This window comes from Streptomyces phyllanthi (assembly GCF_009377205.1).
GTDB classification, from domain to species: domain Bacteria; phylum Actinomycetota; class Actinomycetes; order Streptomycetales; family Streptomycetaceae; genus Streptomyces; species Streptomyces phyllanthi.
On the sequence record NZ_VJZE01000198.1, the window covers coordinates 1 to 15248 of the forward strand.

The window sequence follows — 15248 nt, forward strand, 5'->3', positions numbered from 1 at the left end:
CCCCCACACAGCCGCCCCCCTTCTCACGTCAACCGCCCCCCTTCTCACGGCCAGCACCACCAGGAGGCACACGATGAAAGATGCCCGGATCGACCGCAGACTGTTCCTGCGCGGAATAGGCGGGGTCACGGCCGGCGTCGCCGCCGCGACCGCCCTCAGCGCCTGCGGCACCGGCACCAGCCGCAGCACGAGCGCCGGCGCCGGTGGGAAGAGCGGCAAGACGGTGGTCGTCCGCGACAGCGGCGGTTCCTACGGCGCGGCCCTCCAGAAGGCGATCTACACGCCGTTCACCCAGGAGACCGGCATCAGCGTCAAGGTGCTCAACCTGGACGACGCCCCGCTGCTCGCCCAGATCAAGCAGGGCCGCCCGCAGTGCGACCTCATCAACAACTCGATGATGTCTCACCTCAAGTACGTTGCCCAGGACGCCCTGGAGGCGCTCGACCGAGACCGGCTCAAGAGCCTGAAGAGCGCGAAGATCCCCCAGAACCAGATCACCGACCATGCCATCGGCCACAGCTTCTACGGCCAGTGCATCGGGTACCGCACGGACGCGTTCGGGGGCAGGAAGCCGGAGTCGTGGGCGGATTTCTGGGACACCAAGGCGTTCAAGGGCAGCCGCGCGATGGTTCACCCGGACGGTGACCTGCCGGAGCTGGAGTTCGCGCTGCTGGCCGACGGTGTCCCGATGGACAAGCTGTACCCGCTCGATGTGGACCGTGCCTTCAAGGTGCTGACCCGGCTGCGGGGCGACATCAAGAAGTTCTGGGACAGCGGCCCGCTCCCCGGTGTGCTCCTCAGCCGCCAGGAGGTCACGATGTCGACTGTCTGGGACGGCCGGCTCGCCGATCTGGAGAAGCAGGGTGTCCCGGTCACCCGGCAGCTCAACGGTATGCGCCGCCAGTTCTCGGGCTATGCCATCGCCAAGGGCGCGGCCAACGCGGACGCCGCCTACCAGCTCATGGACTACTCGTTGCGTGCCGAGGTCCAGGCCGCCCTGGCCAAGGCCTTCCCGTCGAACCCGTCGTCCCCGCTGGCCTACGCCAAGCTCAGCGAGGACGAGCGCAACGCGCTAGCCGGTGCGCCGAAGTACTACGACAAGGGCTTCGACGCGGATGTCGACTGGTGGCTGAAGAACGAATCGGCCGTCACCAAGCGCTGGCTGGAGTGGGCTCGTGGCTGAATTCGGTGTCGCCACACCGTCCGTCAAGGTGGCCGGCGGCAAGCCGGCCACCGCGACCGGCAAAGCGCTGTCGGTGGTGGCCCTGCGCAAGACCTACGGCGACGTCGTCGCCGTCGACGAGGCGTCCATGGAGATCGCGGCGGGGGAGTTCGTCACCTTCCTCGGCTCCTCGGGGTCGGGCAAGACCACGACGCTGATGATGATCGCCGGTTTCTGCGAACCGGACTCCGGCACCATCACCGTCGGGGACCGTGACGTGACCCGCCTCGCCCCGCAGAAGCGGGGCCTGGGCTTCGTCTTCCAGCAGTACCTGCTCTTCCCGCACATGACGGTCAGTGAGAACGTCGCCTTCCCGCTCACGCTGCGCGGTGTGGGGAAGGACGAGATCCGCCGTCGGGTGGGGGAGACGCTGGAGATCGCGGGCCTGTCCGGGTTCGGCGGCCGCAAGCCGCGCGAGCTGTCCGGCGGCCAGCAGCAGCGGGTCGCCCTGTGCCGGGCCCTGGTCTACCGCCCGCCGGTCATCCTCATGGACGAACCGCTCGGCGCCCTGGACAAGAAGCTCCGTGACCAGCTCCAGGTCGAGATCAAGACCATCCAGCAGGAACTCGGCCTGACCGTCATCTATGTGACGCACGACCAGGAAGAAGCGCTGGTGATGTCGGACCGCATCGCGGTGATGCGCAACGGCCTGATCGAGCAGTTCGACACCCCCCGCGAGCTGTTCGAGCGGCCCAGGACCCCCTTCGTGGCGGACTTCCTCGGCGCGGCCAACTTCCTGCCCGGCCGCATCGAGCAGCACACCGACGCGCACACCCTGGTCCGCCTCGACAACAGCGGCGGCCTGCTCAAGGCGCGCCGCCACGACCTGGCCCCCGGCACCCAGGTCAAGGCCGCCGTCCAGCCGGGCCGGCTACGGGCCTCGGCCAGCGACGACGGCTTCTGTACCGGCACGGTGGAGACCGCCACGTACGTGGGCACTCTGGTCCGCGCGGGCGTGCGCATCGACGGCGGTGACGCGCCACTGCTGCGCCTGGAAGTACCGGCCGGCCGCGGACCCGTCGCGGGCGAGCGGGTCGGGATCACCGCCGACCCGGACGACGTCAACCTCTTCGCCGGCGAACAGGCAGGGTGAGCCATGGCCGCCACCCTCACCGCGGGGGCCCCCGCCCGTCCGCGCAAGCTCCTGGCCTCGCGCCGGACCCGGGCCGGAATCCTCTACGCCCTGCCGGTCGTCGTCTACCTGCTGGTGCTGTTCGTCTACCCGATCTTCAGCACGCTGCTGCTGAGCCTGAAGGACGCCGACGGCTCGTTCACGCTGCACTGGTATGCCGACGCGCTGACGGGCGTCAACCTCTCCGTCCTGATCACCACCCTGCGGATCTCCGCCGAGACGGCGGTGCTGAGCCTGGTCTTCGGGTTCGTCCTGGCCCAGGCGATCTCCCGGCTCAAGCCCATCCTGGCCGGCCTTGCGATGCTGGTCGTGGTCGTCCCGCACTTCGTCAGCGCCCTGGTGCGCACCTACGGCTGGATCATCATGCTCGGCGACAAGGGCCTGGTGAACGAGACCCTCACCGCCATGCCGGTCCCCGGCGCCCCGTTCCAGCTGCTCTACAACGAGCTCGGCGTGGTCATCGGCACTACCTCGATGATGCTCCCGTACACGGTGCTGCTGCTGTACGGCGTGATGCGCGGCGTGGACCGGCGGCTGCTCGCCGCCGCGGCCAGCATGGGCGCGGGACGCGTGACGATCTTCCGCCGGGTCTACCTGCCGCTGGTCGCCCCCGGCCTGGCCAGTGCCGGACTGCTCAGCTTCATCCTCTCGCTGGGCTACTACATCACCCCGGCCCTGATGGGCGGACCCAACCAGACGATGATCGCCACCCTCATCAACCAGCAGGTCACCAAGGAGAACCAGTGGAACGGGGCGGCCGCCCAGGGCGTCATCCTGCTGGTCCTCACCCTTGCCGGACTGCTGCTGGTCAAGCTCGTCAGCTCCCTGGGTGCCAGCCGTAAGAAGAGGAACGCCTCATGATGGAGCTGCGCAAGACCCTCACCGGCCGGATCGCCCTGACCGCCGTCGCCACCGTGATCCTTTTGTTCCTGGCGCTGCCGATCGTCGTCATCCTCGTCACCTCCTTCAGCAACAACGCCTTCGCGGCCTTCCCGCCCGAGGCGTGGACGCTGAACTGGTACAAGGCCCTGTTCGCCGACGGCAGCAAGTGGCCGGCCGCGCTCTCTCTGAGCGCCTTGGTCGCCGCTCTGAGCACCGTGTTCTCGCTGATCATCGGGGTGACCGCGGCGACCGCCCTGGTCCGCAGCGAACTGCCGCTGCGCTCGGCGGTCTTCGCCCTGGTGCTCGGACCGCTGGTGATCCCGCAGATCGTCACCGCACTGGGCCTGTTCCTGCTCTTCGAGCCGGCCGCGATGCTGGGCAGCCCGATCGCGATCGCCCTGGGGCACACCGTGCTGGCCTCGCCGATCGCGGTGCTGATCCTCATCGCGACCCTGCGCGGGATCGACGAACGCCTCGAGGACGCCGCGGCCAGCATGGGCGCCGGCCGGCTGACGATCGCCCGGAAGATCACCTTCCCCCTCGCCGCGCCGGGAATGATCGCGGCAGCGATCTTCTCCTTCATCACCAGCTTCGACGAGTTCTACATCTCCCAGTTCCTCTCCTCGGTCGACACCGTCACCCTGCCGGTGCGGGTCTACAACTCACTGACCTTCGAGATCGACCCCAGCGTGACCGCGGTCAGCGCGATCCTCATCGCCTTCGCGATCCTCGCCCTGGGCCTGGTGGCCCTGGTGCGCTGGCTCGGTTCCGGGCGGCAGGACTCCCTGCTCTCCGTCGAGACCGCGACCGGGATCGCCACCCCGGGAGGTGAAGCCGTATGACCGCCGCCACCACTCAGCCGGCCGCCGCCACCGCTCAGCGGCACCTGCTGCTGAACATGACCGCCAACGGATCGCTCGCGACGCCGGGCCAGGAACTGTTCGTCGTCCGCCGCGGCGAGGGCCCGTACGTCGACGACGCCGACGGCAACCGCTACATCGACGGCCTGTCGGGGCTGTACTGCTGCCAGCTCGGCTACTCCTACGGTCCCGAGTTCGCGGAGGCCGCCGAGCGGCAACTGCGCGAGCTGTGCTACAGCCCGCTGTGGACCGGCTCCGCGCACCCCACGGCCATAGAGCTCGCCGAGCGGCTGTCCCGGATCGCCCCCGTCGACATCGAGCACACCTTCTTCTCGAGCGGCGGCGCCGAAGCCGTCGAGACCGCCTGGAAGATCGCCCGCCGCTACCACGCCCTGCGCGGCGAGCCGGGCCGCACCAAGGCCATCGCCCGGCGCGGCGCCTACCACGGGCTGACCGTCGGCACGCTGTCCCTCACCGACGACCCCGGCCTGACGGAGCCGTACGGCCCGCCGGCGATCGACACCCGGTTCGTGTCGAACACCAACCGCTTCGGCCTCGCACCGGAGTTCGCGGACGACGAGGTCCACACGGCATGGCTGCTCGCCGAGCTGGAGGCCACGATCCTGGCCGAGGGCCCGGAGACCGTCGCGATGCTCATCGCCGAGCCCGTGCAGAACCGGGGCGGTTGCATCACCCCGCCCGAGGGCTACTGGCAGGGGTTGCGGGCGCTGGCCGACCGGTACGGCTTCCTGCTCGTCGCCGACGAGGTGATCACGGCGTTCGGCCGGGTCGGGGAGTGGTTCGGCGGGGACCGCTACGGCGCCCGCCCGGACATGGTCACCGTCGCCAAGGGCATCACCGCGGGGTACGCCCCCCTGGGCGCGACGTTGGTCGGCACCAAGGTCACCGAGGTCATCAACCGGCCCGGCGCGGTCCTCAACCACGGCTACACCTTCGCCGGGCACCCGCTGAGTACGGCCATCGCCCTGCGCAACCTCGAGATCATGGAGCGGGACCGGATCCTGGACAACGTCCGCGGCCTCCAGGACGACCTGGGGGCGCGCATGGCGGCCCTCAAGGACCTGCCGATCGTCGGCGACGTCCGCGGCACCGGGTTCTTCTACTCCTGCGAACTCGTCGGCGACCTCGACGGCGGCGGCTTCAGCGACACCGCCCGCACCGAACTGATCGTCGACCTGATCCCGCGCCGACTGCGCGAGGCCGGCCTGCTGGCCCGCGTCTACAACCGCTCCGCGCCGCTGGTCCAGATCGCGCCGCCGCTGATCAGCGACCGCGCCGTCCTCGACCGTATCGCCGCGATCATCGCGGGCACCCTCGCCGAGGCGTCGGCCCGCATCTGATCCACGTTTTGGGAAGGAACCACATGTACTCCATCGGTCCGCTGACCGTCGCCCCCGGCGAGCGCGCCCAGGGCCTCATCCCGGTCGGCACCAGCAGCTACGGCGTGGAACTCGGCATTCCGCTGATCGTCGTCAACGGCGCCCAGGACGGCCCGGTCCTGTGCGTGGACGCGGGCGTGCACGGCGACGAGTACGACGGCCAGGAGGCCGTCCGCCGGGTCCTCGCCGAGATCGACCCGGCCACCCTGCGCGGCACCGTCGTCGGCATCCCCTGCCTGAACACCCCGGCCTTCGAGGCGGCGGCCCGCGCGAGCGGCATCGACCACCTCAACCTCAACCGGATCTTCCCGGGCGACGCGGAGGGCTCGTACTCCCAGCGCCTGGCCGCCACCTTCGTCGAGAAGGTCGTCCCGGCCGTCGACGCCGTGGTCGACCTGCACACCGGCGGCGCCTACGGCGAGATCGCCCCGCTGGTCATCCTCCAGGGCGGCTACGAGGAGCTGGCGACGGACCTCGCCCTGGCCGCCGGGCACGAGCTGGTCTGGAAGGGCGGCAAGTGGGGCGGCACGGTCCGCCACCCGGCCCTCGCGGCCGGCAAGCCCGCCATCACAATCGAGGTCGGCGGCGGCACCTACCGCGAGGCCAACGTCGAGACGCACATGAACTCGATCCGCAACGTCCTGCGCCAGTTCGGCATGATCGACGGCGAGGTGAAGCTGCGGGACTCCTACACCACCGTCTCCGGCACCTTCGCCCGCTCCGCCTCCGGCGGCTTCTTCGTCGCTCGCGCCGAGCCCGGGGAGACCTGCAAGGAAGGCGACCTGATCGCCACCATCACCGACCACTACGGCAACACGCTGGAGGAGGTCCTCGCCCCGCAGGAGGGCATCGTGCTCTGGGTGCGCCGGATCCGTACGGTCCGTCCGGGCGACGAGGTCGTCATCTTCGGTGAGGTGCAGGGGGAGATCCGGCCGTGAGCGCCGAACTTCAGCTGACCGAGCTGCTGATCGACGGCAAGCAGAGACCGGCCGCCGACGGACGCTCCTTCACCGTCCTGGACCCCTCCGACGGGACGGCCATCGCCCAGGTGGCGCTGGCCGGCAAGGCGGACGTGGACCAGGCGGTGGCGGCGGCGCGCTCGGCCTTCACCTCTCCCGCGTGGGCCCGCATGCGTGCCGCCGACCGGGGCCGCATCCTGTACCGGATCGCCGAGGCCATCCGCTACCAGGGCGAACGGCTGGCCCGGCTGGAGAGCCAGGACGTCGGCAAGCCGCTCCGCCAGGCCAAGGCCGATGTCGAGGCGGCGGCCCGCTACTTCGAGTTCTACGCGGGCGCCGCCGACAAGCTCGGCGGCACGACGATCCCTCTCGGCCCCGGCCTGATCGACTACACGGTCCGTGAGCCGATCGGCGTCTCTGGCCAGATCATCCCGTTCAACTACCCGCTGCAGAACACCGCGCGGGGCTCGGCTCCGGCACTGGCGGCGGGCTGCACGGTGGTGCTCAAGCCGTCGCCGGAGGCGCCGCTCACCCCGCTGGAGATCGGCAGGATCGCCCTGGAGTGCGGTCTTCCCCCGGGCGTCCTCAACGTCGTCCCCGGCGACGGGGAGACGGGCGCGGCCCTCGCCGGTCACCCGGACATCGACCAGGTCACCTTCACCGGGTCGGTACCCACCGGCATCAAGGTCGCCCAGGCGGCCGCGGCCAACGTGGTGCCGTCCGTCACGGAGTTGGGCGGCAAGTCCCCGGTCGTCGTCTTCGCCGACGCCGACTTCGACCTGGCGCTGACCGCCATCGCGGCCTCGGCCTTCGGCAACGCGGGCCAGACCTGCTCGGCCGGCACCCGGCTGCTGCTCCAGCGCGGCGCCGAGGAGTTCCTCGACAAGCTGGTCGCGCACGCCGCCTCACTGCGCGTCGGCCCGGGGCTCACCGACCCGGACGTCGGCCCGCTGGTCGCCGCCCGGCAGCGCGACCGGGTGCTGAGCTACCTGGACCTGGCCCGGCAGGAGGGCGCGACGGTCCGCGTCGGCGGCGCCCCGTCCGATCCGGCCCTGGCCGACGGCTACTACGTCGAACCGACCGTCCTCACCGGTCTGACGAACGACGCCCGGTGCGCCCGCGAGGAGATCTTCGGCCCCGTCGTCACCGTCATCGAGTTCGACGACGCCGACGAGGCCCTGGACATCGCCAACGACAGCCCGTACGGCCTCGCCTCGTACGTCTGGACGCGCGACATCGACAGGGCGATGCGGCTGGCCGAGGGCATCCGGGCCGGTCAGGTCTACGTCAACGCCACCGGTGTCGGCACCGGCGTCGAGCTCCCCTTCGGCGGCTACAAGCACAGCGGCTGGGGCCGGGAGAAGGGCCTCGCGGGCCTGGACAGCTACCTGCAGACCAAGAACGTCTGCATCGGGTTCGGGAGCCGTTCATGAGGTACCGCACCCTGGGCGAACGCGGCCCGGCCGTCTCCGTGGTCGGCGTCGGCGGCAACAACTTCGGCTCCCGCCTCGACGAGGAGGGCACGAAGGCGGTCGTCCACGCGGCCATCGACGCAGGCATCACCCTGTTCGACACGGCCGACATGTACGGCGGGTCCGGGGAGAGCGGCAGCGGGCGCGGCGGCTCGCGCGGTGACGGCGAACGGCTTCTGGGTGCCGCCCTGAAGGGGCACCGGGACGATGTCGTCCTGGCCACCAAGTTCGGTATGGAGATGGGGCCAGAGGCCGACCGGTACGGCCGGCGGGGTGCCCGCCCCTACATCCGGTACGCCGTCGAGGCGTCCCTGCGCCGGCTCGGCACCGACCGGATCGACCTGTACCAGTACCACGAGCCGGACGGCGTCACCCCGCTGGAGGAGACGGTGGCCGCGCTCCAGGAACTGGTGGACGACGGCAAGATCGGTTTCATCGGCTGCTCCAACCTGCCGGCCGAGCACCTCACCGGCGCCTTCGTGTCCACCCAGGCCCGCTACCACCTCCTCGACCGGAGCGTGGAGCAGGACCTGATCCCCGCGTGCCTGCGCCACGGCGTCGGCCTGCTGCCGTACTACCCGCTGGCCAACGGCCTGCTCAGCGGCAAGTACCGGCGCGGCGAGCAGCCCCCGCCCGGCAGCCGCCTGTCCTGGCGGCAGGGCTGGCTCACCGACGCGGCCCTCGACAAGGCCGAGGCGCTCACCGAGTACGGCGCCGAACGCGGCCTGACCCTCCTCCAGGTCGCCGTGGGCGGACTGGCCGCGCTCCCCGCGGTCGGCTCGGTCATCTGCGGCGCCATGAACCCCGAACAGGTCACCGCCAACGCGGCCGCGGCCGACTGGATCCCCGACGCGGCCGACCTGGCCGCCCTGGACGCGATCGTCACCCCCGGCGAACGCGTCGTCTGAAGTCCCCGCCCCTTCTGGAAATTCTGGAAACCCGCGAGACAGAGGCTGAACACCATGCGAGAGATCGTCACCTTCGACGCCTATGGAACCCTGGTCGACTTCCAGCTCGGCCCCACCACCCTGAAGATCCTTTCCGACTCCGGCCGGCTGGACCTGGACAACCTGGACGTCGACGAGTTCCTCGACGACTTCCGCGTCATGCGCTTCCAGGCCGTGCTGGAGGCCTACCGCCCCTACCACGAGATCCTGCCCTCCAGCCTGAAGAACGCCATGCGCCTGCACGGCCTGGAGTACCGCGACTCCGACGGCGAGGCCCTCGTGGACGCCGTCCCCACCTTCGGCCCCTTCCCGGAGGTGCCGGAGGCCCTGCGCGCGCTGAAGACCAAGTACGAGATCGCCATCATCTCCAACACCGACGACAACCTGATCGCGCGGAACGTCGAGAACATCGGCGTCGAGTTCGACTACGTCATCACCGCCCAGCAGGCCGGCGCCTACAAGCCGGACCGCCAGACCTTCAAGCACGCCTTCAGGACCATGGGCGTCGAGCCGTCGCAGGTCATCCACACCGCCCAGGGCTGGGAGTACGACCACATCCCGACCCGCGACCTCGGCCTGAAGCGCCGCGTGTGGATCAACCGCTACGGCCGCCCCGGCAGCGCCGACTACCAGCCGTACGACGAGCTGCCCGACCTGTCGGGCCTGCCGAAGCTCCTCGGCTGCTGACACCAGGCGACACGGCGACACAGGACTGAGAAGACAGAGGACGCACGCCATGAAGCAGATCCCCTACTGGCTGGACACAGCCCCCGCCCTGCCCGACCGTTCCGGAAAGGACCTGCCCGACGAGGCGGACGTGGTGGTGATCGGCGGCGGGCTCACCGGTCTGTCCACCGCCTACCACACCGCCCGCAAGGGCGCCCGGGTCGTCCTCGTCGAGAAGGACAAGGTCGGCTCGGGCGCCTCCGGGCGCAACGGCAGCATGTGCACCCAGGGCATCACCATCAGCCCCGCCGAGGCGCGCAAGCGCTACGGCCAGGAGCGCGCACTCGAGCTGTACAACGCCTTCCGCGAGGCGGTCGACGTCGTCGAGGACCTCACGCTGAAGGAGCAGATCGACTGCGACTTCAACCGCTCCGGGCGCCTCGGCGCGGTCTGCAAGCCCGGGCACTTCGAGGGCCTGCGGGCCAAGCAGCGCGATCTGGCCGACAACTTCGGCCACGAGACGATCGTCCTGAGCAAGAGCGAACTGCGGGCCGAACTCGGCACGGACTACTACCACGGCGCCCTGCTCGACCCGCTCAGCGCGGGCCTGCACGTGGGCAAGTTCGTCGTCGGCCTGGCGGACGCCGCCGAGCGTGCCGGCGCCGAGATCCACGAGCGCAACGCCGCCACCGGCCTCACCCGCCTGCCTGGCGGCGGCTTCCTGGTGGAGACCCTGCACGGCACCATCCGTGCCAAGCAGGTCATGGCGGCGACGGATGCCTACACCGACAAGTCGATGCCGTGGTTCCGGAAGCGGCTGATCAACGTCGGCAGCTTCATCATCGTCACCGAGCCGCTGGGGGAGGCGCGCGCCAAGGAACTCATCCCGAACGGCCGCCTGCTGGTCGCCCACAAGAACGTCGGCCACTACGTCCGCCTCACCCCGGACAACCGCCTCGCCTTCGGCGGCCGGGCCCGCTTCGCCCCCTCCAACCCGGCTTCCGACATCAAGAGCGGCGACATCCTCAAGCGGGAGATGACCGAGATCTTCCCGCAGCTGGCCGGCGTGCGCATCGACTACGTGTGGGGCGGCATGGTCGGTTTCTCCTGGGACCGCGTCCCGCACGCGGGCGAGGTCAACGGCCTGTACTACTCGATGGGTTACTGCGGTCACGGCGTCCAGATGGCCACCTATATGGGCCGAGCGGTCGCCGAGATGATGGACGGCCGCCCCGAGGCCAACCCCCTGCGCGGCCTCGGCTTCCCGAAGGTCCCCGTCCCCTTCTACAACGGCACCGCCTGGTTCCTGCCCTTCGGCGGCGCCTACTACAAGGCGAAGGACAAGCTGCTCTGAGCCGACGTCGACGCCGACGCCGATGGCGATGGCGATGACGCTGCGGGGACTTCGCACGAAGTGGTCGTGGGAAGTCCCCGCAGCGTCGCCGTCGCCTCCCCACCGCGTATCCACGCCCGAACCCGCTCCGAGAGAAGGCCCGCACACCGCCATGACCGCCGCAGCCACCCGCAGCGAGCACGACCTGCTCGGCGACCGCGACGTACCCGCCGAGGCGTACTGGGGCGTGCACACGCTGCGCGCCATGGAGAACTTCCCCATAACCGGCACGCCGATCTCCGCCTACCCGTACCTGATCGAAGCCCTGGCCGCCGTGAAGGAGGCCGCCGCCCTCGCGAACGAGGAGCTGGGCCTGCTGGAGCCGGGGAAGGCGGCCGCGATCGTCGCGGCCTGCCAGGAGATCCGCGGCGGCAAGCTGCACGACCAGTTCGTGGTCGACGTGATCCAGGGCGGCGCCGGCACCTCGACCAACATGAACGCCAACGAGGTCGTGGCCAACCGGGCGCTGGAGCTGCTGGGCCACGCCAAGGGCCAGTACGCGTTCCTGCACCCCAACGAGGACGTCAACCTCGGCCAGTCGACCAACGACGTCTACCCGACCGCCGTCAGGATCGCGACGGTGTTCGCGGTGCACGGCCTGCTCAGGGCCATGTTCGTGCTCCAGGACGCCTTCGCCGCCAAGGCGGTCGAGTTCCGCGACATCCTCAAGATGGGCCGTACCCAACTGCAGGACGCGGTGCCGATGACGCTCGGTCAGGAGTTCTCGGCGTACGCGGTCATGATCGAGGAGGACCGCAGCCGGCTCGCCGAGGCCGTGGAGCTGATGCACGAGATCAATCTCGGTGCCACCGCGATCGGCACCGGCCTCAACGCCCCGGCCGGATACGCCGAGTCGGCGCGCCGCCATCTCGCCGACATCACCGGGCTGCCGCTGGTCACCGCCGCCAACCTGGTCGAGGCGACCCAGGACTGCGGCGCCTTCGTACAGATGTCGGGCGTGCTCAAGCGCATCGCCGTCAAGCTGTCCAAGAGCTGCAACGACCTGCGCCTGCTCTCCTCCGGTCCGCGCGCCGGGCTGGGCGAGATCAACCTGCCGCCCGTACAGGCCGGTTCGTCGATCATGCCGGGCAAGGTCAACCCCGTCATCCCCGAGGTCGTCAACCAGGTCGCCTTCGAGGTGATCGGCAACGACGTCACCATCACCATGGCCGCCGAGGCCGGACAGCTCCAGCTCAACGCCTTCGAACCGATCATCCTGCACTCCCTGTCCGAAGGCATCACGCACCTGCGCAACGCATGCCTGACGCTGGCCGAGCGCTGCGTGTCCGGCATCACCGCCAACACCGAGACGCTGCGCGCGACCGTCGAGAACTCCATCGGCCTGGTGACCGCTCTCAACCCGCACATCGGCTACTCGGCCGCCACCGACATCGCCAAGGAGGCCCTCGCCACCGGCCGGGGCGTGGCCGAACTCGTCCTGGAAAAGGGCTTGTTGCCGGCCGAGACGCTCGCCGGCCTGCTGCGGCCCGAGGTCGTGGCCGGCAGTGGCCAGGCGCCGGTCTGACGGGCCGGCGACACCGGGACCGGAGCGGAACTCCGGTACGAGCACCTAGCAGCCGACCATCACACTTGCCGAGGACCGAAGATGAGACTCCAGAACGTCAACGCCGTGATCACCGGAGCATCGAGCGGGATCGGTCAGGCAGTCGCCTCCCGCTTCCGCCGCGAGGGCGCCAACCTCCTGCTCACCGGGCGGCGACCTGACCTGCCCGAGGACCATCCGGAGGATCTCTACCTCGCGGGGGACCTCAACGACGAGACCTTCGTCTCCGAGCTCGCCGCCCGAGCGGCGGACCACCTGGGGGACGTGGGCGTGGTCGTCCTCTGCCATGGACTCCAGCGGTCCAGCCCGCTCGAAGAGACAACCTACGACGACGCGCGCGACGTGCTGCACAGCAACCTCCTGAGCACGTTCCTGGTCATGAAGCACCTGATGCCGCTGGCCCCCGGGCCGGGAGCGTCGATGGTGTGCGTGAGCTCGCGCCTCGGCATGGTCGGCATGCCGAACCAGACCCTGTACTCCGCCGCCAAGGGCGGCCTCATCGCGCTCGCGCGCGGCGCTGCCGTCGAATGGGCGCCCCGCAACATCCGCGTCAACGTGGTGGCGCCCGGCCTGACGGTGACGCCGGTCATCGAGGCCTCGTTCCAGCGACGTCCCGATCCCGCCGCCTACCGGCGCACCAGAGAGGACTCCATCCCGCTCGGCCGGCTCGCCACGCCCGAGGAGGTCGCCGATGCGGTTCTCTTCCTCGCCTGCCCGGAGTCGTCGTACATCACCGGTGCCGTCCTTCCCGTGGACGGGGGCTACACGGCCTTCTGACGCTGGTCCAAGCCCTGGCCTCGCAGCCAACAGATTCCGGTCAGGTCCCACCCATTGACTTTTGCGTGAACAATGACCAACCATAATCATGCCGCTATGCGGCATTACGTGCCACATGGTGGCACGATCGCCCCCGAGGGGAAGGCCCCCCGGGGCAGCGGCGAAGCCCCTCGCCGACGCCGCCCAGGAGGCCCGCGATGTTGCCAAGACCCGAAGCCACCCTGACCACCCCGGCCCCGCAGAGACCCCGACCCGACACCGTCCCACCGGGCACGGCATACGTCTGTCCGATCTCTCACATCCCCGAGGCCGTCCGCACCCTGCGCCATCGCGCACACGCCCTGCTCACCCGCTGGGGCCTCTCCCACGACGCGGTCGACGATGCCGTCCTCGTGATCTCCGAACTGGCCACCAACGCCATCGACCACGCCCTGCCGCCGGCCGAACTCCGCCTGTCCATGCCCGAAGCCGACGGTCGTCGCGTTCTCCGCATCGAGGTCAGTGACAGGGGCCCAGCCCCTCGGCCGTCCTCATTCCCTGACCGCCCGGACCCCGATGAGAACGGCCGCGGACTGAGCATTGTCGCCGCCCTGTCCCTCCGGCACGGCACATACCTCGCCTCCGGGCGGGCAACCCAATGGGCAGACCTGCCGGCGCCACCCCACAACGCCCGCCCCGCCGCACCCGGTGCAAAAGGCGCCGGCGTCTAGGCCGAGGCGATCAGGCACCGAGGGATTCGAGCAGTGCGGCAACGGGGCCCGGAACGGAGATGATGCCGTCATGGTCCCCTGGGAGTTCCACGAATCTCCAGTCGGCTCGGCCACGTGCGTAGGCGGCATACGGATCCACCCCGGGAAACGCGGGTTCGGTGAAGCGCGCGTAGGTGCAGGGCAAGCCGTTGCCGATGTCGTTCTTCAGCGGTAGCGGTGACGCCTCCACACTGAGCGGCTGTGGTGTCAGGCGCCTGTTCACCCACGCGATGTCCTGTGGATCGGACAACCCGAAGGCCTCTGCCGGAGGGAGCGGAACGCCGAGCCCGCCGCTGAACCGTTCCGCCGAGGCGATGCGGGCCGCGCGGGCAATGCGGGGTCATCCCGTCCAGCCGGCTCGATCCGCCGAAGGGGAAGCCTCCGTCGAGGAAGACCATCGCCGTCCAGGTCGGGCCACGCGGGGGTGGGCGCGGCCTCGTCGAAGCGGATGGTCACACGCCGCACACGCGTGGAGTCCTCGATCGTGCCCTCCGCGTAGGCGCTTCCCTGCCCGCTCGCCTTCATCCCGCCGAACCAGAGACCCGGGTGGTACAGGCGCATGGTGTTGCCCCAGATGGTCCCCGCCTGTACACGCTCCGTCATGCGGAGCATGCGCCCACCCGAGATCCATGGCCATGGCTACTCGCCCCTCTCCGCCGCGCCGGCCTCCTCGCGCGCGCCGATGAGCACCGCCATCAGCGTGGCGGGTTTGTCGCTCTTGTTGCGCCACGCGTGCCGAGTGCCGTGCTGGACGACGACGTCCCCCGCGGACAGGCGCACCTCCCCGTCATCGAGGGCCAGCCAGAGCTCACCGTCCAGTACGACGTCGTAGTCGACGGTCGGAGTGGTGTGCATGCCCGGGTCGTCCGGCTCGAACAGCTCCGCTATTCCAGGGCTGTTGCGTGCCGCCTCGGCGGCAGCCGCAGCCGGATCGAAGTCGGGAGCGGCGTACACCGCGTCGGGCGGGAAGGTGAGGATGATGAAGCTCGTGCCGCCCGGTTCGGGCAGCAGGGTTCGCGTCACGACGGTCGGATCGGTTCCCGGGTATGCGGATGCGGGGACGGGCGGTGTGCACCAGACCAGGGTCTGCTCGAAGCCGGGAGTCTCGACGGCGACCGTCGCTCTGGGAGGCTCACCGTCCTCGATGACGCGGCTGGTGCCCTCGGAACGCGCTACGAGGACGCGGCGGACCTTCATGACCTACCTCCATTGGTGGGTACGGATC

Annotated in this window: 16 protein-coding genes; 13 read left to right on the plus strand and 3 right to left on the minus strand. The window is 70.1% G+C overall.

Annotated features, from left to right (window positions below; genetic code table 11):
- Nucleotides 1-73 precede the first annotated feature (73 nt).
- From FNH04_RS25150 to FNH04_RS25210, 13 genes are all read left to right on the plus strand, one after another.
- Entirely contained in the window at nucleotides 74-1183 is a 1110-nt protein-coding gene (locus FNH04_RS25150; protein ID WP_152787958.1) for an extracellular solute-binding protein, read from the plus strand.
- A complete protein-coding gene (locus FNH04_RS25155; protein WP_322723806.1) occupies nucleotides 1176-2315 on the plus strand; it encodes an ABC transporter ATP-binding protein in 1140 nt (379 codons plus the stop codon). Before FNH04_RS25150 ends, FNH04_RS25155 begins: the two co-directional genes overlap by 8 nt.
- A 3-nt stretch (nucleotides 2316-2318) precedes the next feature.
- Nucleotides 2319-3215, plus strand: coding sequence for an ABC transporter permease (locus FNH04_RS25160; protein ID WP_152787960.1), 897 nt, complete (start codon nucleotides 2319-2321; stop codon nucleotides 3213-3215).
- Nucleotides 3212-4078 carry an ABC transporter permease gene (locus FNH04_RS25165; protein WP_152787962.1) on the plus strand — a complete coding sequence of 289 codons (867 nt, stop codon included), beginning with the start codon at nucleotides 3212-3214 and terminating at the stop codon, nucleotides 4076-4078. The genes FNH04_RS25160 and FNH04_RS25165 overlap by 4 nt, the downstream gene beginning before the upstream one ends.
- On the plus strand, nucleotides 4075-5457 hold the full coding sequence (locus tag FNH04_RS25170; RefSeq protein ID WP_152787964.1) for an aminotransferase class III-fold pyridoxal phosphate-dependent enzyme: 1383 nt from the start codon (nucleotides 4075-4077) through the stop codon (nucleotides 5455-5457). The genes FNH04_RS25165 and FNH04_RS25170 overlap by 4 nt, the downstream gene beginning before the upstream one ends.
- A gap of 23 nt (nucleotides 5458-5480) precedes the next feature.
- Nucleotides 5481-6434: a succinylglutamate desuccinylase/aspartoacylase family protein gene (locus FNH04_RS25175; RefSeq protein ID WP_152787966.1), complete on the plus strand. Its 954-nt coding sequence runs from the start codon at nucleotides 5481-5483 to the stop codon at nucleotides 6432-6434.
- The gene (locus FNH04_RS25180) at nucleotides 6431-7888 is read left to right on the plus strand and encodes an aldehyde dehydrogenase family protein (RefSeq protein WP_322723807.1); all 1458 of its coding nucleotides are present in this window, start codon (nucleotides 6431-6433) and stop codon (nucleotides 7886-7888) included. Before FNH04_RS25175 ends, FNH04_RS25180 begins: the two co-directional genes overlap by 4 nt.
- Nucleotides 7885-8835 carry an aldo/keto reductase gene (locus tag FNH04_RS25185; RefSeq protein WP_152787968.1) on the plus strand — a complete coding sequence of 317 codons (951 nt, stop codon included), beginning with the start codon at nucleotides 7885-7887 and terminating at the stop codon, nucleotides 8833-8835. The genes FNH04_RS25180 and FNH04_RS25185 overlap by 4 nt, the downstream gene beginning before the upstream one ends.
- A gap of 54 nt (nucleotides 8836-8889) precedes the next feature.
- Nucleotides 8890-9561: a haloacid dehalogenase type II gene (locus tag FNH04_RS25190; protein ID WP_152787970.1), complete on the plus strand. Its 672-nt coding sequence runs from the start codon at nucleotides 8890-8892 to the stop codon at nucleotides 9559-9561.
- Between the two features lie 49 nt (nucleotides 9562-9610).
- The gene (locus tag FNH04_RS25195; protein WP_152787973.1) at nucleotides 9611-10894 is read left to right on the plus strand and encodes an NAD(P)/FAD-dependent oxidoreductase; all 1284 of its coding nucleotides are present in this window, start codon (nucleotides 9611-9613) and stop codon (nucleotides 10892-10894) included.
- 151 nt (nucleotides 10895-11045) lie between these two features.
- Nucleotides 11046-12458, plus strand: a complete 1413-nt coding sequence (gene aspA / locus FNH04_RS25200; RefSeq protein ID WP_152787975.1) for an aspartate ammonia-lyase — start codon at nucleotides 11046-11048, stop codon at nucleotides 12456-12458.
- 81 nt (nucleotides 12459-12539) lie between these two features.
- Complete coding sequence (locus FNH04_RS25205) at nucleotides 12540-13274, plus strand: SDR family NAD(P)-dependent oxidoreductase (protein WP_152787977.1); 735 nt, start codon at nucleotides 12540-12542, stop codon at nucleotides 13272-13274.
- Nucleotides 13275-13471: 197 nt separating this feature from the next.
- A complete protein-coding gene (locus FNH04_RS25210) occupies nucleotides 13472-13984 on the plus strand; it encodes an ATP-binding protein (RefSeq protein ID WP_152787979.1) in 513 nt (170 codons plus the stop codon).
- A gap of 10 nt (nucleotides 13985-13994) precedes the next feature.
- Here the strand turns inward: FNH04_RS25210 and FNH04_RS25215 are convergent, their stop codons facing one another.
- Genes FNH04_RS25215 through FNH04_RS25225 form a run of 3 tightly spaced genes read right to left on the minus strand, consistent with a single transcriptional unit; the run spans nucleotide 13995 to nucleotide 15220 of the window.
- A complete protein-coding gene (locus tag FNH04_RS25215; RefSeq protein WP_152787981.1) occupies nucleotides 13995-14246 on the minus strand; it encodes a hypothetical protein in 252 nt (83 codons plus the stop codon).
- On the minus strand, nucleotides 14243-14635 hold the full coding sequence (locus FNH04_RS49470; protein WP_152787983.1) for an aldehyde dehydrogenase family protein: 393 nt from the start codon (nucleotides 14633-14635) through the stop codon (nucleotides 14243-14245). Before FNH04_RS49470 ends, FNH04_RS25215 begins: the two co-directional genes overlap by 4 nt.
- Nucleotides 14636-14662: 27 nt before the next feature.
- Nucleotides 14663-15220, minus strand: a complete 558-nt coding sequence (locus tag FNH04_RS25225; RefSeq protein WP_152787985.1) for a cupin domain-containing protein — start codon at nucleotides 15218-15220, stop codon at nucleotides 14663-14665.
- Nucleotides 15221-15248: the final 28 nt, after the last annotated feature.